The following is a 21050-nucleotide window of genomic DNA, read 5'->3' as shown; positions in this document are numbered from 1 at the left end:
GCGCCGCCCTCAACCCGTCAGGGCGGCGGCCAGGATCAGGGCCGTGGCCAGCTTGGCGCCCGCCAGCACCACGGCGGCGGCGACCTCGCCCTTCTCGATGCGCTGCGGCAGGCCGGTCAGCAGCAGGTCGACCACGCGGAAGGCCAGCAGTTGCAGCACCACCGTCGCCACGCCCCAGATGGCGATGTCGCGGATCGAGGTCGAGATCGACAGGGAGACGGCCAGCGGAATGGCCAGCCCGACCAGCACCCCGGAAAAGGCCACGGCGGCGGCCGGATTGCCCTGACGGATCAGCGCCACCTCGCGCCACGGCGTCAGCAGGGCATAGACCGTCGCCCCGATCGCCAGCAGGCCGAAGGTCACGACCAGATGCAGCACCAGAATCGGAAAACCGGTGGCGAAGGCCTGAACCTCGGGACTCGACAGCACGCTGGGCAAAGACGACGCGTCCATGATGTGCGAGCCCGCAACCTCCAGCTGAAACAGAACGAAAGCAAAACAAGCCTTGCCCGATCCGCCGCCCCTTCCGCAAGGGCGCCGGGGCCACACCAGATCAGGAAAACAGCGTTACGCTGCAGTCAGGAAGCATCGGACCGTCGCCCCTTGGCGATCTCGGCGCTTTCCCGCTTCAACGGCTTGGACACCGGGCAGACCTCCTGAACATAGCCGTTCAGCGTATTGGCGAGATGATCGGGCGCCAGACTGTAATGGACGTACTGCCCCTTCTTCTCGCTGGTCACCAGACCGGCGACCTCCAGCACCGACAGGTGTTGCGACACCGCCGGCTTGGAAATCTCGAACTTGGCCGCGATCTCGCCCGCCGTCAGATCGGCGTGGGCCAGATAGGCCAGGATCTTGCGCCGGACAGGACTGGAAAGGGCTTCAAAGACGCGCTGCATGGTTCGCTATTTAAGTGATTTGCTAAGGGCTTGCCAGCCCGACGCTTCAATGTTTAAGTTATTGCTTAAATACCTTATCAGAGCGGCCCGATGGACGAGCACGATCCCTGCGCGGTGAACAGCCTGATCGAAACGCCGCACAGCAGCCCCGTAAGCGGCCGCGTCGTCTGGGACCCCGTCCACTCGCTGTGGAACAGCGTCATGCTGGCGACGACGCTGAGCCTTGGCGCGGCGACCTTCAGCCTCGGCGCCCTGGCCGTCTTGGTCGTCACCACGGGCGCGACCCTGCTGCTGGGCCATTCGGTCGGGTTTCACCGGCGACTGATCCACGCCAGCTTCGACTGCCCGCTGTGGCTGGAACGGACGCTGGTCTGGTTCGGGACGGTCGTGGGCATGAGCGGCCCCTTCTGGATGATCCGCACCCACGACCTGCGCGACTGGGCGCAACGCCAGAACGACTGCCACGACTATCTGGCGCATCGGCGGCCGATGGCGGTCGACGCCGTCTGGCAGATGCATGGCCGGCTGGTGCTGGATCATCCGCCGACCTTCGATCTGGGCCGCATCGGGCGCGACCCCTTCTATCGGTTTTTGGAGCGCACCTGGATGTTGCAGCAGGCGCCGGTCGCGGCGGTCTTGTGGCTGATGGGCGGCTGGGGATTTGTGGTCTGGGGCGTCTGCGCCCGCGTGTCGATCAGCGTCATCGGCCACTGGTTCGTCGGCCACCTGGCCCACCGACGCGGGCTGCAGACCTGGCTGGTGCGCGAGGCGGGGGGTCCAGGCCCACGACGTGCGCTGTGCCGCCATCCCCACCATGGGCGAGGCCTGGCACAACAACCACCACGCCTGGCCCGGCTCGGCGCGGATCGGCCTCTATCCCGGACAGAGCGACTGGGGCTTCCGCTTCATCCAGCTTCTGGAACGGCTGGGCCTGGCCTGGAACGTACGGACGCCGGCGAGCATGAGCAAAAGGGCGACGGCACTAATGCAGGCTAGCCCAAGATAAACTCCGCCTTATGCCGCCGCGACGTCGTCCGAGCCCGCCTCGCGCTCAGCCTTGATCCGCGCCGAGGCCCGCTGCTTCTCGCTCTCGGACTTCAGCTGGCCGCAGGCGGCCAGGATGTCGCGGCCGCGCGGGGTGCGGATGGGCGAGGCGTAGCCGGCCTTGTTCAGGATGGCGGCGAAGCGTTCGATGGTCTTCCAGTCCGAGCATTCGTAGTCGGTGCCGGGCCAGGGGTTGAACGGGATCAGATTGACCTTGGAGGGGATGCCCTCGATCAGCTTGACCAGGGCGCGGGCCTCGTCGGGGCTGTCGTTGACGCCCTTCAGCATGACGTATTCGAACGTCACCCGGCGGGTGTTGGCCAGACCCGGATAGGCGCGGATGGCGGCCATCAGTTGGTCCAGCGGATACTTCTTGTTCAGCGGCACCAGGACGTCGCGCAGGGCGTCGTTGGTGGCGTGCAGGCTGATGGCCAGCATGGCCGCCGTGCGGTCGCCCAGAGCCTGAAGCTGCGGCACCACGCCCGAGGTCGAGACGGTGATGCGGCGGCGCGACAGGGCGATGCCCTCATTGTCCGAGATGATGTCGATGGCGTCGGCGACATTGTCCAGATTGTAGAGCGGCTCGCCCATGCCCATGAAGACGATGTTCGTCAGCTGGCGGTCTTCCTTGGGCGAGGGCCATTCCCCCAGGTCGTCGCGAGCCACCTGGACCTGGGCCACGATCTCGGCGGCGGTCAGGTTGCGCACCAGCTTCTGCGTGCCGGTGTGGCAGAAGGTGCAATTCAGGGTGCAGCCGACCTGGCTGGAAACGCACAGGGCGCCGGCCCGGCCCACGTCGGGAATATAGACGGCCTCGACCTCGATGCCCGGGGCAGTGCGGATCAAGTACTTGCGGGTGCCGTCCTTGGAGATCTGACGCTCGACGATCTCGGGGCGGGCCAGGGTGAAGGCCTCACCTAAGGCCGCGCGGGTCTCCTTGCCGATGTCGCTCATCAGGGCGAAGTCGGTGACGCCGTAGTGGTGGATCCAGCGCCAGACCTGCGAGGCGCGCATCCTGGCCTTCTCAGGCGGGCAGATCTTCGCTTCGATCAACGCATTGCGCAGGCCCTCGCGCGTCAGACCGGACAGGTTGACGGGGGCTTTAGCTGCGGCGGAAGCACGCGAAAGGTCGAGCGTGATGCTCAAGGCTGAATATCCTGCGGCGGGGGTGAAGCGGCGGCGTCTAGCACAGATGGGACCTCTTGTCGCCTCCAGCCAGTCCGGCAGGGTTGAACCCGCCGTCCCCAGACGCTAGAGGGGCCGCGTTGGGGAGTAGCTTCCGGCGTCTGCCAGTCGGGATCGCGTCAACACACTTGTCTCCGCAGGGGGCATGGCGCGATCAGCGGATCTCATCCGCCTAGCGAGACCAGCACGATCCGGGGGCCGCGCCGGCCTGCGCCCGGACGTGCTGTCACGCGCCCGGCTGAGTCCATCGTCCATGACCCCTGTCGCCATCGTCATCCTGTCGCTGAGCATGTCCGCCGACGCCTTCGCCGCCGCCATCGGCCGGGGAGCGCAGCATCGCCCCACCCTGCCCCAGGCCCTGCGCTCGGGCCTGGTCTTCGGCGTGATCGAGGCCATCACCCCGCTGATCGGTTTCGCCCTGGGCGTCGCCGCCGCCGGCTTCGTCGAGGCGGTCGATCACTGGATCGCCTTCGGCTTGCTGGGCGCGGTCGGCGGCAAGATGATCTGGGAGGCGCTGAAGCCCGACGACGGCGCCGATGAGGAGGCCGAGGCGAAGAAGGCGGCGTCGCGCGGCCTGATCGCCCTGGTCGCCACCGCCGTCGGCACCTCGATCGACGCGGGCGCGGTCGGCGTGGGACTGGCCCTGCTGGGCGAGAACATCTGGCTGATCGCCGCCTGCATCGGCGCCACCACCTTCGCCCTGGCGACGCTCGGCCTGCTGATCGGCAAGGCGGCCGGTGCGCAACTGGGCAAGATCGTCGAACTGATCGGCGGGCTCGCCCTGATCGCGCTGGGGCTCAAAATCCTGATGGAGCATCTGGGCGTGCTGGCGATCTGAAGCCTGGCCTTGCATCCGCGCGTCAGGTGGCGGAACGTTCTCTATCGCCCCGTCGTTTCACCACCGTCGCAAGGAAGTTGTCATGCGCGCCGCCCTCATCCCGGTCGTCTTCGTCGCCCCCCTGATTCTGGGGGCCTGCGCCAGCAACAAGACCTTCCCGACCTATCAGCAGGAATACGACCGACTGAGCGCCGAGTGCACGAAGGGCGGCGGCATTCTGACCACGTCCGGAGCCCAGACCGGTCGCCCGCAGACAGACTACGTCTGCAAGATCATCGGCAGCCCGACGCGTATTCCGCGGAACTAGGAATATCCGTGGTGGTTGGAGGCAGCTACCTCCTTGGACCCACACCGGGCCATGCCGTGAGGATCGCCGTCTGAGGCGTATTCCGGCGCATTACCCAATGTCGGCTTCCGACCCATAGCGGACACTCAGTAGACCTGCGCGTTTGCCTCTACGACCAGAGTTATCCTGTTCCCGGCGCACCAACTCAGAAGCTCCATATGAAGCTGCGGCCATAGCTCCTGCGCCCAGCGGGGCACGCGGGCTCGCCAAACCGGTTCGGTCGGGAGGTAAACCGTTGCGGGGCTGCCGACTATCTCAAGCATGAACGACCCCTCCGTGCCGCCAACAACCTCGACAATCAGTTCTTCTTTCCAGCGTGGCTGAAACCTAAACATCTGGCTGGCCTCAGACTCGGCGGTCCGCGCCAAAGGCCGCTTTGGCTGCTTTCGTCCAAACCAACCAAACATGCGTGGTGTCTCCGCGTTTAGGGCTGGCCGAGATGGTAGCGGCCCGACCCGACGTTAGCGTTCTGTGAAACGCTCGCCAACGTCCGCTTCCCACCCTTAGCGGACATTTCGCGAGCCTGCTTTCGGCGCCAGGCAGGTGGCCGCAGCCTCGAGTACAGAACGAAACGCTCGGCCTGTATGAGTCTAAAGCTGCAGTTCCCCCGAAAAACCGCACCTCACTGATTTTACAGAGAAACCAGTGGTGGTTGGAGGCGGGATCGAACCGCCGACCTGTGGGTTATGAATCCACCGCTCTAACCATCTGAGCTACCCAACCCCTTACGGGACCTCGCGCGGGGTCGTGACCGACCGGGAGGCGCGAGAGGCGTGCGTATATCGCCGCCTTCCCTCGGGTTCAAGCCGCTTAAGCACGGAAATCGCACGGGACGATCGGTCGCGGGCGGTTTCGGCTCGCGCCGGGAACGGCAAGGCTTCATTCTGGATTGCACAATCTGCTGTTCAGGAGAGCCCCATGCGCCCGATCGTCCTCGCCGCTTCCGCCTCACTCCTCGTTCTCGCCGCCGCCTGCGGGGCCAACGGCCAAGACGCCGCCCCCGGCGCGCCGGTAGAGACCCGCCCGGCCAATAACCCTGATCAGAAGCCGGCCTTTGAAGGCCAGACCCGCGCGCCGGGCGTGCGCACCGAGGCGCCGCTGAGCCACAGCGTCGTGGCGACCGGCCTGGTTCATCCCTGGGGCCTGGCCCTGCTGCCGGACGGTCAGTGGCTGGTGACCGAGAAACCCGGCCGGATGCGGGTGGTCTCGGCCCAGGGTCAGGTCGGCGAGCCGATCGCCGGCCTGCCCGCCGTCGCCGCGCGCGGCCAGGGCGGACTGCTGGACGTCATCCTCAGCCCGACCTTCGCTCAGGACCGGCTGATCTACTGGTCCTACGCCGAACCGCGAGACGGCGGCAACGGCACCGCCGTGGCGCGCGGTCGCCTGTCGGAAGACCTGTCGAAGGTCGAGAACGTGCAGGTCATCTTCCACGCCCTGCCTACCTATGACGGCGACAAGCATTTCGGTTCGTCCCTGGCCTTCGCCCCGGACGGCAAGCTGTTCATTACGCTTGGCGAACGCTCCGACAAGCCGATACGGCCCCAGGCCCAGGACCTGGACTCGCACATGGGCAAGACCATCCGCATCAACGCCGACGGCAGCGTGCCGTCCGACAACCCCTTCGTCGGTCAACCGGGCGCAAAGCCCGAAATCTGGTCGCTGGGCCACCGCAACATGCAGGGCGTCGCCGTCCAGCCCGGCACGGGCGCCATCTGGACCGTCGAGCACGGCACGCGCGGCGGCGACGAGATCAATCTGGATCAGGCGGGCAAGAACTACGGCTGGCCCGGCGTCGCCTACGGCATCGAGTACAACGGCCAGGCCATTCCCGAGGCCGTGACGGCCAGGGAAGGCACGGAGCAGCCGGTCTATTACTGGGACCCGGTCATCGCGCCGGGCGGCATGACCTTCTACAGCGGCGCCATGTTCCCCGGCTGGCAGGGCAACCTGCTGGTCACGGGTCTGGGCGGCAAGCAACTGGCGCGACTGGTGCTGGAGAACAACCGCGTCGTCGGCGAGGAGCGCCTGCTGACCGACCTGAACGCCCGCATCCGCGACGTGGCCGTCGCCGCCGACGGCGCCGTCTGGGTCATCACCGACGAGGAAGACGGCAAGCTGGTCAGGCTGGCGAAACAGTAGGGACTGAGCGGCGGACGGAGGCCCCGCTTCCGTCCGCCAAGGGCCTCACGCGCCTTGTTACTTGACGTTGACGTAAACGTCGGGTTTCTACGCACCAAGTTTCAATTCCAGACCCGTCCCTCAAGCAGCGAGGCGCCGCGCGCCAAGCGTTAGGGACCCTAGAAACAAAGAGAGACGCTTCATGGCCGACGCCTACATCTACGACGCCGTGCGCACCCCGCGCGGCAAGGGCAAGAAGGACGGGTCCCTGCACGAGATCACCGCCCTGTCGCTGGCCAGCCAGGTGCTGGAGGCGATCCGCGACCGCAACGACCTGGACACCTCCAAGGTGGACGACGTCATCCTCGGCTGCGTCTCGCCGGTGGGCGAGCAGGGCGCCGACATCGCCCGCACCGCCGTGCTGAACGCCGGCTGGGCCCAGACCACGGCGGGCGTCCAGATCAACCGCTTCTGCGCCTCGGGTCTGGAAGCCGTGAACATGGCCGCCGCCAAGGTGAAATCCGGCGAGGCCGACTTCGCCGTCGGCGGCGGCGTCGAGGCCATGAGCCGCGTGCCGATGGGCTCGGACGGCGGCGCCTGGCCGGTCGATCCCTCCAGCGCCTTCCCCACCTATTTCGTGCCCCAGGGCGTCTCGGCTGACATGATCGCCACCAAGTGGGGCTTCAGCCGCGCCGACGTGGACGCCTATTCGGTCGAGAGCCACAAGCGTTCGGCCAAGTCCTGGGCCGAGGGTCGCTTCAAGAAGTCGGTCATCCCGGTTCTGGACCAGCTGGGCCTGGTTCGCCTGGATCATGACGAGACCATTCGTCCGAACACGGACATGCAGACGCTCGGCGCGCTGAACGCCTCCTTCGCCATGATGGGCGAAATGGCCTTCGACAGCGTGATCAACCAGCGCTACCCCGAGGTCGAACGCGTCAACCACGTCCACACGCCGGGCAACTCCTCGGGCATCGTCGACGGTTCGGCGGGCGTCCTGATCGGGTCGCTGGAAGCCGGAAAGGCCCTGGGCCTGAAACCGCGCGCCAAGATCCGCGGCGCCGCCTCGATCGGCTCGGAGCCGTCGATCATGCTGACCGGCCCGGAGTTCGTGACCAACAAGCTGCTGGGTCGTCTGGGCATGAAGTCCACCGACATCGATCTCTATGAGCTGAACGAGGCCTTCGCCGCCGTCGTACTGCGCTATATGCAGGCGCTCGACATCCCGCACGACAAGATCAACGTCTGCGGCGGCGCCATCGCCATGGGCCACCCGCTGGGCGCCACCGGCGCCATGATCACCGGCGTGGTGCTGGACGAGCTGGAACGCTCGGACAAGGAAACCGCCCTCATCACCCTGTGCATCGGCGGCGGCATGGGCACCGCCACCGTCATCGAACGCGTCTGATCGGGAGCGACTGACCATGGAAAACTTCAAGATCGATGTGGACGCCGACGGCGTCGCCCTGATCACCTTCGACGTCCCCGGGCGCTCGATGAACACCCTGACCTCGTCCGTCATGGCCGAGATTCCGCAGCTGGTGGAACGCATCAAGACCGACGACGCCATCAAGGGCGCGGTCATCACCTCGGGCAAGACGTCGGGCTTCTGCGCCGGCGCCGACCTGGGCGACATCGCCGGCGGCATGATCGGCGGCGCCAGCCTGCAGGACGCCTATGACGCCGGCTGGAAGATGAACGGCGCCCTGCGCGCGCTGGAAACCTGCGGCAAGCCGGTGGCCGCGGCCATCAACGGCCTGGCGCTCGGCGGCGGGCTCGAACTCACCCTGGCCTGCCACTATCGCGTGGTCGAGAACGACAACAAGATCCAGCTGGGCCTGCCCGAGATCAAGGTCGGCCTCTTCCCCGGCGGCGGCGGCACCCAGCGCCTGACGCGTCTGGTCGGCGTTCAGGCCGCCATGATGGCCATGACCGAGGGCAAGTCCTTCCGTCCGAACGACGCCAAGGGCGCCGGCATCGTCCACGAGGTGGTAGAAAAGGGTCAGTCGGTCGAGGCCGCCAAGACCTGGATCAAGGCCGGCGGCAAGGCCGTGCAGCCGTGGGACGACAAGTCCTTCAAACTGCCCGGCGGCGGCCCCTACCATCCGGCGGGCATCCAGAACTTCCTGGTCGGCAACGCCATGATCCGCAAGCAGACCTACGGCAACTATCCGGCCGCCACCAACCTGATGAAGGCCGTCTATGAAGGCGTTCAGGTGCCGATGGACGCCGCCCTGCGCATCGAGACCCGCTACTTCATCAAGACCCTGATGACGCCGCAGGCCCAGGCCATGATCCGCAGCCTCTTCCTGTCCAAGCAGGAACTGGACAAGGGCGCCGTGCGCCCGGCGGGCGTGCCCAAGTCGGACGCCAAGAAGGTCACGGTTCTGGGCGCCGGCATGATGGGCGCAGGCGTGGCCTATGTGCAGGTCATGGCCGGCATCGAGACCGTCCTGATCGACCAGACCCAGGAAGCCGCCGACAAGGGCAAGGCCCACGTCGAGGAACTGCTGAAGAAGCGTCTGTCGCGCGGTCAGATGACCCAGGAGAAGTTCGACGCCACCCTGGCCCTGGTCACGGCGACGACGGACTATGATCACATCAAGGGGTCGGACCTGGTCATCGAGGCCGTGTTCGAAAACCGCGAGATCAAGGCCGACGTGACCAAGCGCGCCGAGGCGCAACTGGTTGAAGGCGCCGTCTTCGGCTCCAACACCTCGACCCTGCCGATCACCGGCCTGGCCGAGGCCTCGGTGCGTCCCGAGGACTTCATCGGCATCCACTTCTTCTCGCCCGTCGATAAGATGATGCTGGTCGAGATCATCCTCGGCGAGAAGACCGGCCAGACGGCGCTCGCCAAGGCGCTCGACTATGTGCTGAAGATCAAGAAGACTCCGATCGTCGTCAACGACTCCAGAGGCTTCTACACCTCGCGCTGCTTCGCCACCTATGTGGCCGAAGGCCTGGCCATGCTCGAAGAAGGCTATGCGCCGGCCCTGATCGACAACATCGGCCGCATGACCGGCATGCCGCGCGGCCCGCTGGAAATGCACGACGACGTGGCGCTGGACCTGTCGGTCAAGGTCGCCAAGCAGACCCAGGCCGACCTGGGCGACGCCTATGTGCCGCTGCCCGGCGCCCATATCGTGCAGAAGATGGTCGAGGACCTGGGCCGCTACGGCCGCAAGAACGCCAAGGGCTTCTATGACTACGACAGCAAGCCCAAGACCCTGTGGGCGGGCCTGTCCGATCTGGCCCCGGTCACGATCAAGGACTCGACGCCCGAACTGGTCGAGGATCAGAAGAACCGCCTACTGTATCGTCAGGCCATCGAGGTCGCCCGTTGCTGGGAAGAAGGCGTCATCGACGACCCGCGCGAGGCCGACGTCGGCGCCATTCTGGCCTGGGGCTTCGCGCCCTGGACCGGCGGGCCGATCACCTTCATCGACCAGACCGGCCTCAAGGCCTTCGTGGCCAAGGCCGACGACTACGCCGCCCGCTACGGCGAGCGTTTCCAAGTCCCGCAACTGCTGCGCGACATGGCCGCCAAGAACGAGACCTTCTACGGCCGCTTCGCCCCGGCGAAGAAGGCGGCCTGATCGGGCTGACTTCGAACTAAAGACGGAAAGGGCGGCCTTCGCGGGCCGCCCTTTTCTTTGGGTGCCACGCTCACTCCCTGCCGTCATCCCGGAAAGCGCGCAGCGCTTATCCGGGACCCAGACGTTGGAAGTGCTTGAAGCGTGCCCGGATATAGAGCCGCCGCCTGGGTCCCGGCTCTCCGCTACGCTGCGGCCGGGATGACGGAGTAAGTAAGGCGCTCAAGCAGCGAGCCGCCACGCGGCGAGCGATAGCGCTCTAAATGTTCTACCGGCTCCTGAACACCCGCGACGCCGCATAGCCCGTCAGGGCCGCCAGGATGACGCACAGCACGCCGTAGGACCACGGCCGGCGGTGGGCGAACTCATAGATGTCGCGCTCCAGGCCGACCTTCTCGACCGTCAGGGTCAGGTTGGACACCGACACCGGCGCCCCTTCCTGAAACAGCCAGACCTCGGCGTAGTATTTGCCGGTCGGGGCCACGGCCGGCAACTCGACCTCGGCGCGGAACAGGCCCTTGTCGACGAACTGCACCCCGTCGGGATCGGTGTTGTAGAGGGCAGCCGCCTCCTTCAGACGGATCACGGCCCGACGCCAGTCGAGATAGTTCTCGCCCAGGCGGCTGACCACCACGTCGCGCACGCCATAGCGGGTGACGGTGCGGCTTTCCTGCGGGGCGTCGATGCGCAGGTGATCGACGCCGACGCCCAGACGGCGCAGCTGGCCGAAGTCTGCGATGTCGCTCAGCGGCCGGGTCGAGGCGGTCATGTAGAAGCCGGGCGCGCCCTCGAACAGAACCGGGCGGCTGTTCAGCCAGACGCCCATGTTGCGGGTCTTCTTGACCAGACGCACCGGCGCATCCGGCCCGCGCACCACCACCACCACGTCGGCTGGGCTGTCGGTCGGATTGAAGACCGCGCCATAGAGGACGATGGAGGCGCCGCGGAAGCCGGAGTCCACCTTGACCTGGGCGTCGGTCAGGGCGGCGGCGACGCGCACCTCGCCCTCGGTGGCGACCGAGCGCTCGATCATTCCGGGCGACGCGGGTGCGACGACGGGCGCGGGTTCGGGCGGCAGGGCCTGGAACATCAGTCCCCCACTCCCGGCGCCAGCAGGAAGAGGTCGCTGGGCCGCACGAACAGCTCCAGCCCCATCTGAATGCCGACCAGCAGGACGATCAGGCCGAGCGCCGCACGCATCTCCTCGGCGCGGAAGCGGCCCGACAACCTGGCCCCGAACTGGGCGCCGACCACCCCGCCCAGCAGCAGGATGGTCGACAGGACGATATCCACCGTCTGGTTGCGCCCGGCCTGCAGGATGGTGGTGATGGCAGTGGTGATGATGATCTGGAACAGGCTGGTGCCCACCACGACGCTGGCCCGCATCCGCAGCACATAGAGCATGGCGGGCACCAGGATGAAGCCGCCGCCCACCCCCATGATGGCCGACAGGACGCCCGCAAAGACGCCCAGGCCGAAGGGCGGAATGGCGCTGATATAGAGACCCGAACGCGGAAAGCGCATGCGGAAGGGCAGGCCGTACAGCCACAGCGGGCGGCGGCGCTCCTTGCGCGGCGGCGTCTCGCCGCGCACCCGGTGCAGGATCTGCGTCAGGCTTTCGTACAGCATCATGCTGCCGATCGAGCCGAGGAAGATGAGATAGGACAGGGCCACGACCAGATCGGCCTGCCCCAGCAGGCGCAGGTAGCGAAACAGCTCGACCCCCGCGAGCGCGCCCAGGGCCCCGCCCACGGCCATGATGCCGCCGATGCGGTAATCGACCGCCTTCATGCCCGAATAGCGGATCACGCCCGAGGTCGAGGAGGCGACGACGTGGCTGGCCTGGCTGGCGACGGCCACGGTCGGGGGGATGCCCATGAAGACCAGAACCGGCGCCATCAGGAAGCCGCCGCCGATGCCGAACAGGCCCGAGACAAAGCCGACCAGCGCGCCCAGCATCACCAGGAACGGCCAGTTCACCGAAACCTCGGCGATCGGCAGGTAAATATCCACGGCACGCGCCTTCGGCTGGAAGGGAACGCAGAACAGCGCCGGTAAGGCGACTAGACTTCTGGTCTTAGCGAGCGCCGCGACGAACCGCCACCCCCGCCGCCGTTTCGATACGTCGCGTTACGCGACCGGATCGGCCGTGAAAGCGTCGGCGGCCTCGCGCGCCGCGCGGCGCGTCTCGGCCGGGGTCAGAGGCGTCAGCCGCTGCACCGCCGCCAGAGCCTGCTGGTCGCCACGCCGGGCTGCGATCATGTACCACTTGAAGGCTTCGGTCGCATTGGGGGCCACGCCCTCGTCGCCCTTCTCGTACAGACGGGCGACATTGTACTGACTGTCGACGCGGCCCGCCTCGGCGGCCTTCTTGAGCCAGGCCAGGGCCTCGACTCGGTTCCGCGCCCCGCCTTCACCGTCATAGAGCTGCATGGCGTAGTAGTGCATGGCCCGAGGCTCCCCGCCCTCGGCCGCGCGGCGCGCCCAGGCGCGAGCCTCGACCGGATCAGGGACCAAGCCGGCGCCGCCGTCCTGATAGAGGCCGGCCAGACGCAGTTGCGCCGGGCCATAGCCCAGGTCGGCCGCCCGCTTCAGGGTTTCCAGACCACTGTCATCGCCGTTGTCGATCAACTGCACGCCACGCTCATAAAGGGCCGCGCCCTCGGTCGCCGCCACGTCGGGCGACGGCACGGCCTCGGTCGGGGTGGTGCTGAGAGCGACAGCGGCGATCGGGGCCGTCGAGGTTTCAGCTTCCGGCGCCTGACCGCCCGCCAGGGTCGTAAGGTCCGGCAGGATCAGACCCGATCCTTCAGCCAGTTGCAGCGAGGCGTAGCCGCCGCCCATGACCAGGGCCGCCACGGCCGAGGCGCCCAGGGCCTTGCGCATGGTCGAGCCTTCGCGGCTGGCCTGCTTGTCCAGGCGTTCCTGCAGCTTGGACTTGCCCCCGCGCTTCAGGCCGAAACCCTTGCGGGGGGCTTCGTCGGCGCCGGACATCGCGGCGCGCGCGGCGTCCAGAGCATCGCGGGTCGAGGCGCGCCCTGCAGCGGCGCCGGCCTTCAAGGCGCCGGGATCGATAAAATCTATCTCCGCCGAAAAGCCGTCATCCTCGCTCTCAGGCCCATCGACAAGGGGCGGCAAGCCGCCGACGGCCGTCTGATCGGGTTCGGCCAGGATATCGCTGACGTCGGCGCCGCCGAAGTCCTCGGCCGTATCGGCGAAGATCGGATCAGCGAGCGCCGGCTCGACCTCATCCATCGCATCCAGCGACGCCATGCCGAAGCGCGCGCGCTCAGGGCTGGAGCCGAACAGGGCCGCCGGGGTCTCGATCTCCTCGCTTGGCGCGTTCAGCTCGACATCCAGCGGGTCGGCGAAAACCGGCTCGGGATCACGAACCGACGGCGTCGGGAAAGGGGCCGCGTCCAGCAGGCCGCCCAGGGTGTCGTCGGACCAGATTTCAGCGGCTGTATCGGCGAAAGCGGCGGCGCGCCAGTCGCCTACGGGGCTCTCCGCCGGGCTCCAGGGCGTAGGCTCCGGGCTTTCCAGCGGCGTCTCGCGCCGACCGCTGCGAGCGCCGCGCTGCTCAATGCTGTCACGCGCCTCGGCCAGGAGGCGAGCCGTGCGCTCCTCGCTCTGGCGCATCCGCTCGCCCAGTTCGCCCGAGGCGCGGTCGTGGCGCTGCTCGATCTTGTCGGCGCTCTCCGTCAGACGACGACCGATGTCGTCCAGAGCCTGGGCCGAACGCCGCTCGGACTGGGCGATGCGCTCGCTGAGGCGATCCGAGATGCGGGTGATCTCACCGCCCAGACGCTCCAGCGCCAGGGCGTGCTGATCGTCGGACCGCGTCATCCGATGATCCATCGCCTGGACGTGACGCTGCATCTCGCGATCCAGCTTCTCGTTCAGTTCGCGCCCGAGCGTCGCCACAGCCGCCGCCGCGTCGCCGGTCTCGACCTTCTCGACGCGCAAGTTCAGGTTCTGGGCGATACGCAGGACCTCGCGGCCCATGGCTTCGACGGCGTCAGCCGAGCGCTGCTCGGAAGCGCGCGTCTGGTCGCCGACGGCGGCCAGAGCCCGCTCGATGCGGTCCACCCGGCCTTCGGTTTCGGCCACGTCGAGTCGACGCATCATTTCGACCCGGCTGCCCTCGACCTGACGCGTCAGGGTCTCGGCCAGTTTTTCGAAGCGCGCGGATTCGCGGGCGTGTTCAGGCTCGATGCGGCTTTCGGCTTCGCGCAGGCGCAGATCCAGGGCGGCGAAGGAGCGCTCCAGCCCCTTCAGGGCCTCCGAGGTCCGGGCCTGAGCCTCGTCCAGACGGGCGCCGACCTGGGCCAGGACGTCCGTGCCGGGTCCGGGTCCAGCGGCCTGCTCGACCGCCTCCATGCGCGCGCGCAGGTCGCCGATGGTGGTGCGCTGACGCTCGTCGAGATCGAACAGACGACTGGAGACGGCGCCGAGGGCGGCGTCCAGCTTGGCCAGGCCCTCCTCGGTCCTGGGACCGACTTCCTGCTCGAAGCGACGCAGCCGCTTATGGCCTTCGCGCAGTTCATCGGCGATGTCGTCGATGCGCCGTGCATAGCCCAGCCCGATCTCGTCCTGAGCTTCCATCCGGCGAACCAGACCGGCCACGGCCTGGTCGATGCCCTGGATGGCGACGGTCGAGCGACGCTCGGCGGCTTCCAGCCGCCCCGCGATGATTTCAAGCGAGGCGCCGACGCGCCGGTTGTCCTCCTCGACGCCATAGACGTCGTCCAGACGACGCGAGCGGCTGCGGCGGTCATAGGGGTCGGGAATAGGCGTGCGGCGGGGCAAGGGCGTGACGCCCTCGTCCTCGTCGGGATCGTCCATGATCATGGAATTCAGCCACTCGCCCAGAGTCATGCCTGAGCGGCGGGCAAGGTCCTTGGCGATCTCGCGAGCCTTGGGGTCGATCCCCTTCACGCTCCACGGCGCTGCTGCGCTCACTGATTCGCCTCCCGAGCCTTTGTGGGACGCTACCGCTCCAGATCAAGCGTGTAAACGTGTCGTTAACCGCAATATCTGGCGCCTGGGCGAGGGAATCACCGGCGACGCTTGATCGCGACCGAGCGCTTTTCAGGCCGACATGGTTAACGTTGCGTTTAGATTCATCGCCTTGCGAATTCCCGCCTTGCGAAGCGGCGCCCCAGGCGCCAACTGCCCTCGCCATGAGCCCTTCACTGACCCTGGCCCTGCTGGCCTTCTCGACGGCTGTCGCCGTCTTCTCCGGCTGGCGCGGCGCACGGCCGCCGGACCTGTCAAAAGGACCGCGCATGATGCCGTGGCGGTTCATCATGCTGGTCGCTGGGGCGTTGACCTTCCTGCTGCTGATCCACCTGGCCACGGTGCTGAGCGGACGCACCTTCCCGACGCCCTACTGAGGCGCGCCCCTCACGAGGAGGAAGGCAGGCGTGTGGGCCTCAAGCAGCCTCGCCCCGCGGGCGAGGCGCTAGGGCCTCTTCAAATAGAAGGCGAGGTTCACTCGCCGCCGAAACACCAGGCGAGCACCGCCTTCTGAGCGTGGATGCGGTTCTCGGCCTCGTCCCAGATCAACGAGCGCGGGCCGTCGATGACTTCGTCCGCCACCTCTTCACCGCGGTGGGCGGGAAGGCAGTGCAGGAAGACGGCGTCGCCGTTGGCCAGGCCCATCAAAGCCTCGTCGACCGTATAGGGCTCGAAGGCCGCCAGGCGCGCCTCATAGTCCTGATCGCCCATTGAGACCCAGGTGTCAGTGACCACCACGTCGGCGCCGACCACGGCCTCGCGCGGGTCGCTAGTCAGGTGGACGTGGGCGCCGCCCTTCTCCAGATCGCGCAGGTCGGGGTGGTATTCCGCCGGGCAGGCCACGTTCAGGCGGAAGCCGAACTTGGCCGCCGCGTGCATGAAGCTGTGGCAGACGTTGTTGCCGTCGCCGACCCAGGCGATGGTCTTGCCCGTCACCGGCCCCATGTGCTCCTCGATCGTCAGCAGGTCGGCCAGGATCTGGCACGGGTGGCTGCGGTCGGTCAGGCCGTTGACCACCGGCACGCTTGAGACGCGGGCGAAGCGCTCGACGTCCTCATGGTTGTTGGCGCGGATCATCACGGCGTCGACCATGCGCGACAGGACCTTGGCCGTGTCCTCGACCGGCTCGCCGCGGCCCAGTTGCATGTCCGAGGCGGTGGCGATGATGGCCGAGCCGCCCAGCTGACGGATGGCGGCGTCGAAGCTGAAGCGGGTGCGCGTCGAGTTCTTCTCGAAGATCATGGCCAGGACGCGGTCCTGACCCGGCGCATCGGCGTCGGGACGCCCCTGGGGCCAGCCCTTGCGCGCCTGTTTGCGAGCGTGGGCGTCGTCCAGGATGGCGCGCAGATCGACCGCATCCAGCCGGTGAATGTCGAGGAAGTGACGGACCATCTCAGGTCTCCGTGGTCAAGGGCGTCAGCCGGGCTGGGGCGATCAGGCCGTCAGCTTGCCGCGGGCGAACTCGCAGGCGATTTCAAACTTCTCGACGGCCTCGCGGGCCTCTTCGAGGGTGATGTTCAGCGGCGGAAGGATGCGGACCAGGTTGTCGCCGCCGCCGGCGACCAGCAACTTCGCCTCGTCGCGGGCCCAGCCCATGAAGTCGCGGTTGTTGGGAACCAGCTTGACGCCCACCAGCAGACCCTTGCCGCGGACCTCGACGATCACGTCGGGGAAGCGTTCCTGCAGGCCGTGAAGCTGCTGCTTCAGGTAGCCGGCGACCTCGTTGACGTTGGCCAGGATGGCGTCCGACGACACCTCGGCGAAGGCGGCCTGACCGACGGCCATGGCCAGGGGGTTGCCGCCGAAGGTCGAGCCGTGGGCGCCGACCGTCATGCCCTTGGCCGCTTCGGCCGTCGCCAGGCAGGCGCCGATGGGGAAGCCGCCGCCCAGGGCCTTGGCCACCGCCATGATGTCCGGGGTCATGCCGGCCCATTCGTGCGCCCACAGCTTGCCGGTCCGGCCCATGCCGCACTGGACCTCGTCGAAGATGATCAGGACGCCGTACTGGTCGGCCATGTCGCGCATCCAGCGCAGGTCGGCCTCGGGCGTCGAGCGGCAGCCGCCCTCGCCCTGCACTGGCTCCAGAATGATGGCCGCCGTATTCGGGTTTTCAAAAGCCGCCGTCAGGGCCGCCTTGTCGCCCCAGACCAGTTGATGGAAGCCTTCCATCTTGGGCCCGAAGCCCTCGGTGTAGCTAGGGTTGGCGGCGGCGTTGATGGCGCCATAGGTGCGGCCGTGGAACGAGCCGTCAAAGCCGTAGATGTCGATGCGTTCCGGCTGGCCGTTGGCCGAGTGGAACTTGCGCGCCGTCTTCAGGGCGCACTCGACGGCCTCGGTGCCCGAGTTGGTGAAGAAGACCACGTCGGCGAAGGACTTCTCGCACAGGGCGTCGGCCAGGGCGTCCTGGCCCGGAATCTTGAAGATGTTCGAGACGTGCCACAGCTTCTCGGCCTGATCCTTGACCGCCTGCACCAGCCTGGGATGCGCATGGCCCAGGGCGTTGGTCGAGATGCCCGAGACGCAGTCCAGGTATTCGGTCCCGTCGGTCGACCACAGTCGGACGCCCTGGCCGCGCTCCACTTCCAGCGGCGCGCGATTGTAGACACCCATCAGATGACCGGACACAGGCAGACTCCATAAAGAGCGACGGTCCCGCAACCTTGGCTGCGGGACCGCTTTGAAAAAGGCGACGAACTTGTCGGGCGCTATTCCGGCTTAGTCAACACCACGCCGGGCGCGATTTCAGCGCAGCTGCGCGTCCAGCTTCTGGATCAGGGCGGCATAGGTCGCGCCGGCCGTGGCGATGGTCGCGCCCTCGACGGCCTCGATAGCGTCATCCTTGGTGTGGATCACGCGGAAGACCTTGGGCGTGAAGCCCTCGGCCAGCCCCTTCTCCTCACCGCCGTTGAAGGCCAGCCACATCTGGTGGGCGCCGATCTCGTCCTGGAAGCCCAGCGACACCACCGGCGCGCCCGCCGCCGAGAAGGCGCGGTCGTCCGACGGCGGATAGACGGGGAAGCCGACGCACTGCATGGCGCGCTCGGCGCACAGCTCCTGAACGGCGCGAGTGACGAAGGCCGACTGCGCCCCGTTGTTCTGGCCGTACATCATGGCGTCGCCATAGGCCGCGACGTCCGAGTTGACCACGGCGGCGACATTGGCGACGCCGTGCGCCTCGATCCACTTGCGCGCGCCGACCAGGCCCAGCTCCTCCTGGTCGAAGAAGATGACTCGCACGCGGTGCGACAGCGGCTTGTCCTTCAGGATCTTGGCGGCCTCGATCAGGGCCACCACCGACCCGGCGTTATCGACCACGCCTTGCGACATGGTCCCGTCGCGCAGCTTCACCGCGTCATAGTGGGCGGTCAGCAGGATTTCCTTGGGACCATCCCCGATCGTCACGACGACGTTGGAGCCCTGCATCGGGCCGGCGCGCCCGCCGCCCTCGAAGGTCTCGACGGTCGGGTTGAAGCCCGCGGCGCGCAGCTGGGTCAGCAGCACATTCATCCGCTCGGCATTCGACGGCTGGACGTAGGCGGCGACCTGCGCCTTCAGCGCCTCGGCGTCCTGCGCCACGACGGGCGTGGACAGGAACGCGACGGCGGCGACAGCGGACGCCAGAGCGGATCGAAACAGCATGAGGACCTCCCAAGCCCCTCCCCGGGGGCGTTCGATCCTGCCTAACGGCTCAGCTCTTCAGGCGCCAGCCCGAACGGAACACCAGCCAGCAGGCCGCGCCCATCAGAACCGTCAGAACAGCGCTCATGACCACGCCGATCATCAGACTCCCCTCGGCGTGGCCGATGAAGCCCGCCCGGAAGCCGTCGATCAGGTAGAAGAAGGGGTTGAAACGGCTGATGCTGGCGAAGGGCTCAGGCAGGCTGTCGATCAAGTAGAAGGTGCCCGACAGGAAGGTCATGGGCATGACCACGAAGTTTTGCACCGCCGACAGGTGGTCGAACTTCTCGGACCACAGGCCCGCCAGCACGCCGGTCATCCCCATCAGCAGGGAGGCGATCAGGCCGAACCAGACGATCAGCGCGACATTGGCCACGCCCAGCTTGGCGAAGGGCAGGACGCACAGGGCCGTCACCAGTCCGACCGCCACCCCGCGCGTCGCCGCGCCCAGGGTGAAGCCGATGGTCAGCTCCAGCGGGCTGAGCGGCGGGGTCAGGAAGTCGGTCGCCGTACCCATGATCTTGGCCTGGATCAGGCTGGACGAAGCATTGGCGAAGGCGTTCTGCAGAATGGCCATCATGATCAGGCCGGGCGCCACGAACTCGGCGAAGGGGGTGCCGTGCAACGGCGGCCGCGCGCCCTTCAAGGCCACCACGAAGACCAGCATGTAGAGCAGGGTCGTCACCACGGGCGCCGCCACGGTCTGGGCGCCCACCTTCCAGAAACGGCGCACCTCGCGCAGGTAGAGGGTGCGCAGGCCGACCCAGTTGATCCCGTCATAGCGACGCGGTTGAGGCAGGCCCGAGGGAGCGGTGGAGGCGAGATCGGTCTTCATAGGCGCCCAGATGCGCCCGCAAAGCTGGTTTCGCAAGGCGCCCGGCGTTCGATGAAGAGACGCAAAACTGATTCAAAACGGGACGTTAACCACACTACATCTGGTTTCTGTGGACAGCTGAATTGCCACATCTTGCGTGTTTTAAGCCCTGCTTTACGATTAGTAGCAGGTCGAGGCGGGGAAATTCGTCGATGACCCAAGATATTGAATCCGATCCCCGGGAGGGTGGCCATGACCGCAGCAAGCTGGACTGAAGACCGCGTCGGCGCGTTGAAGAAGCTCTGGCTGGAAGGCCAGTCGGCCAGCCAGATCGCCAAGACCCTGGGCGGCGGCGTGACCCGCAACGCCGTGATCGGCAAGGTGCACCGCCTGGGCCTGTCGGGCCGCGCCGCGCCGTCGCAACCGGCCCGCACCACCTTCCCCCGCGCCGCCACCCGTCCGCGCCCGGCGGCTCCGGCCGCTCCGGCCCAGGCCCCGTCGGCCCCGCGCCGCATCGAGGCTGCGGCCCCGCGTCCGGTCATGGTCGCCCAGCCGGTCGCTCCGGCCCCGACCCCGGAACTGCCCGGCACGGCCACGGTGCTGACCCTCGGCGCCCACATGTGCAAATGGCCGATCGGCGACCCGTCGTCGCGCGAGTTCAGCTTCTGCGGCCGTCGCGCCTCGGAAGGCGTCTATTGCGGCGAACACGCCCGCGTCGCCTACCAGCCCCAGATCCGCAAGGGCGCATCCAAGGACGGCGCCAGCGAACTGGCCCGCAGCCTGCGTCGCTATATCTAAGACTTAAGGGCGCTATCGCTCGCCGCGCGGCGGCTCGCTGCTTGAGCGCGCGCGAAGCGCCAGGCCGCGTCGGGTCGAAAAGGCGGAGCCTTTTGACCGCGGCCCGCAAAGAAACTGATTTCGTCCGGCTTGCCGGATGAAATCAGGGGGCTGCGGTTCATCCGGGTTGACGCAGCCCTATCGCCCTCGCCGCAAGGCGGGGGTTTTTTATTGGCCCTACCGCGCTTCGCGCTGCTTGAGGGCCGCGCCGCTCCTTAGTTCAGCGTCCGCCGCGCATCCGGCACGTCCAGGCTGAAGGCCGGGATGGCCGCCTCGAACATTCGCCCGTCGACGTCGGTCATGTAGTAGGCGCCGACCATCGACCCGGACGGCGCGCCCAGCGGACAGCCCGAGGCGTAGGAATAGCTGTCGCCGGCCTCGATCACCGGCTGTTCGCCGACCACGCCCTGACCACGCACTTCCTCGACGTGGCCATAGGCGTCGGTGATGGTCCAGCGCCGCGCCACCAGCTGCACCGGCGATCCGGTCAGGTTGACGATCTCGATCTGATAGGCCCAGACCCAGCGTCCCGCCGCCGGATCCGACTGGGCCGCCAGATAGGAGGGGCGGACGCGGACGACGACGCCTTCGGTTTCGGCGGTATAGGCAGGAGGCGCGTGCATAGGCTATATGCAGCCCGCCGACCTCGGGGTTCAACCCGTCTGGCGCTGCGGAT

The 21050-nt window shown here is 67.4% G+C and carries 19 protein-coding genes and 1 tRNA gene; 8 read left to right on the top strand and 12 right to left on the bottom strand.

Translation table 11 applies throughout. From position 1 onward, the window contains the following. Positions 1-9: 9 nt before the first annotated feature. Together ACI2KI_RS10130 and ACI2KI_RS10125 are read right to left on the bottom strand one after the other, a co-directional pair. Positions 10-453 (bottom strand): DUF350 domain-containing protein, encoded by a 444-nt coding sequence (locus tag ACI2KI_RS10130; protein WP_292085385.1) that lies wholly within the window; start codon positions 451-453, stop codon positions 10-12. A gap of 125 nt (positions 454-578) precedes the next feature. Beyond that, a complete protein-coding gene (locus tag ACI2KI_RS10125) occupies positions 579-899 on the bottom strand; it encodes a metalloregulator ArsR/SmtB family transcription factor (protein WP_404619739.1) in 321 nt (106 codons plus the stop codon). Between the two features lie 90 nt (positions 900-989). Here ACI2KI_RS10125 and ACI2KI_RS10120 point away from each other — a divergent pair, with 90 nt between their 5' ends. Further along, entirely contained in the window at positions 990-1895 is a 906-nt protein-coding gene (locus tag ACI2KI_RS10120) for an acyl-CoA desaturase (RefSeq protein ID WP_404619737.1), read from the top strand. Positions 1896-1913: 18 nt separating this feature from the next. Here ACI2KI_RS10120 and rlmN read toward each other — a convergent pair whose 3' ends face one another. Next, complete coding sequence (rlmN, locus tag ACI2KI_RS10115) at positions 1914-3089, bottom strand: 23S rRNA (adenine(2503)-C(2))-methyltransferase RlmN (RefSeq protein WP_404619735.1); 1176 nt, start codon at positions 3087-3089, stop codon at positions 1914-1916. Positions 3090-3381: 292 nt separating this feature from the next. On the opposite strand from rlmN, the gene ACI2KI_RS10110 reads away from it, so the two are divergent. Then, positions 3382-3966, top strand: a complete 585-nt coding sequence (locus ACI2KI_RS10110) for a manganese efflux pump MntP family protein (RefSeq protein WP_404619733.1) — start codon at positions 3382-3384, stop codon at positions 3964-3966. 82 nt (positions 3967-4048) lie between these two features. Beyond that, positions 4049-4273 (top strand): hypothetical protein, encoded by a 225-nt coding sequence (locus ACI2KI_RS10105; RefSeq protein ID WP_404619731.1) that lies wholly within the window; start codon positions 4049-4051, stop codon positions 4271-4273. A gap of 685 nt (positions 4274-4958) precedes the next feature. Here ACI2KI_RS10105 and ACI2KI_RS10100 read toward each other — a convergent pair. Beyond that, positions 4959-5035: transfer RNA gene (locus tag ACI2KI_RS10100), tRNA-Met, on the bottom strand. A gap of 195 nt (positions 5036-5230) precedes the next feature. Between ACI2KI_RS10100 and ACI2KI_RS10095 the strand changes: the two genes are divergently transcribed. From ACI2KI_RS10095 to ACI2KI_RS10085, 3 genes are all read left to right on the top strand, one after another. Then, positions 5231-6451, top strand: coding sequence for a PQQ-dependent sugar dehydrogenase (locus tag ACI2KI_RS10095; RefSeq protein ID WP_404619729.1), 1221 nt, complete (start codon positions 5231-5233; stop codon positions 6449-6451). 181 nt (positions 6452-6632) lie between these two features. Beyond that, positions 6633-7838 carry an acetyl-CoA C-acetyltransferase gene (locus tag ACI2KI_RS10090; protein ID WP_404619727.1) on the top strand — a complete coding sequence of 402 codons (1206 nt, stop codon included), beginning with the start codon at positions 6633-6635 and terminating at the stop codon, positions 7836-7838. Between the two features lie 16 nt (positions 7839-7854). Next, on the top strand, positions 7855-10029 hold the full coding sequence (locus ACI2KI_RS10085) for a 3-hydroxyacyl-CoA dehydrogenase NAD-binding domain-containing protein (RefSeq protein ID WP_404619725.1): 2175 nt from the start codon (positions 7855-7857) through the stop codon (positions 10027-10029). Positions 10030-10294: 265 nt separating this feature from the next. On the opposite strand, the gene ACI2KI_RS10080 is transcribed toward ACI2KI_RS10085, so the two are convergent. From ACI2KI_RS10080 to ACI2KI_RS10070, 3 genes are all read right to left on the bottom strand, one after another. Further along, positions 10295-11116: a TIGR02186 family protein gene (locus ACI2KI_RS10080; RefSeq protein ID WP_404619723.1), complete on the bottom strand. Its 822-nt coding sequence runs from the start codon at positions 11114-11116 to the stop codon at positions 10295-10297. Then, complete coding sequence (locus ACI2KI_RS10075) at positions 11116-12039, bottom strand: sulfite exporter TauE/SafE family protein (RefSeq protein ID WP_404619721.1); 924 nt, start codon at positions 12037-12039, stop codon at positions 11116-11118. The genes ACI2KI_RS10080 and ACI2KI_RS10075 overlap by 1 nt, the downstream gene beginning before the upstream one ends. A gap of 117 nt (positions 12040-12156) precedes the next feature. Beyond that, positions 12157-14988 carry a hypothetical protein gene (locus ACI2KI_RS10070; RefSeq protein WP_404619719.1) on the bottom strand — a complete coding sequence of 944 codons (2832 nt, stop codon included), beginning with the start codon at positions 14986-14988 and terminating at the stop codon, positions 12157-12159. A 221-nt stretch (positions 14989-15209) separates the two neighbouring features. On the opposite strand from ACI2KI_RS10070, the gene ACI2KI_RS10065 reads away from it, so the two are divergent. Continuing rightward, positions 15210-15422 carry a hypothetical protein gene (locus ACI2KI_RS10065; RefSeq protein WP_404619717.1) on the top strand — a complete coding sequence of 71 codons (213 nt, stop codon included), beginning with the start codon at positions 15210-15212 and terminating at the stop codon, positions 15420-15422. 97 nt (positions 15423-15519) lie between these two features. Here the strand turns inward: ACI2KI_RS10065 and argF are convergent, their stop codons facing one another. From argF to ACI2KI_RS10045, 4 genes are all read right to left on the bottom strand, one after another. Further along, positions 15520-16437: an ornithine carbamoyltransferase gene (gene argF / locus ACI2KI_RS10060; protein ID WP_404619715.1), complete on the bottom strand. Its 918-nt coding sequence runs from the start codon at positions 16435-16437 to the stop codon at positions 15520-15522. 42 nt (positions 16438-16479) lie between these two features. Continuing rightward, positions 16480-17655 carry an aspartate aminotransferase family protein gene (locus tag ACI2KI_RS10055; RefSeq protein WP_404620251.1) on the bottom strand — a complete coding sequence of 392 codons (1176 nt, stop codon included), beginning with the start codon at positions 17653-17655 and terminating at the stop codon, positions 16480-16482. 132 nt (positions 17656-17787) lie between these two features. Continuing rightward, positions 17788-18684: a M20/M25/M40 family metallo-hydrolase gene (locus ACI2KI_RS10050; RefSeq protein WP_404619713.1), complete on the bottom strand. Its 897-nt coding sequence runs from the start codon at positions 18682-18684 to the stop codon at positions 17788-17790. A gap of 49 nt (positions 18685-18733) precedes the next feature. Beyond that, positions 18734-19558, bottom strand: coding sequence for an ABC transporter permease (locus tag ACI2KI_RS10045; protein ID WP_404619711.1), 825 nt, complete (start codon positions 19556-19558; stop codon positions 18734-18736). Positions 19559-19789: 231 nt separating this feature from the next. Between ACI2KI_RS10045 and ACI2KI_RS10040 the strand changes: the two genes are divergently transcribed. Beyond that, the gene (locus ACI2KI_RS10040) at positions 19790-20335 is read left to right on the top strand and encodes a GcrA family cell cycle regulator (protein ID WP_313101283.1); all 546 of its coding nucleotides are present in this window, start codon (positions 19790-19792) and stop codon (positions 20333-20335) included. A gap of 254 nt (positions 20336-20589) precedes the next feature. Here ACI2KI_RS10040 and apaG read toward each other — a convergent pair whose 3' ends face one another. After that, positions 20590-20997 (bottom strand): Co2+/Mg2+ efflux protein ApaG, encoded by a 408-nt coding sequence (apaG, locus tag ACI2KI_RS10035; protein WP_404619709.1) that lies wholly within the window; start codon positions 20995-20997, stop codon positions 20590-20592. Between the last annotated feature and the right edge of the window lie 53 nt (positions 20998-21050).

The sequence above is a fragment of the Brevundimonas sp. NPDC046655 genome (assembly GCF_044901625.1).
GTDB lineage: Bacteria > Pseudomonadota > Alphaproteobacteria > Caulobacterales > Caulobacteraceae > Brevundimonas.
Note: the sequence above shows the minus strand (reverse complement) of the source record. Positions and strands in the feature narration are given on the sequence as shown.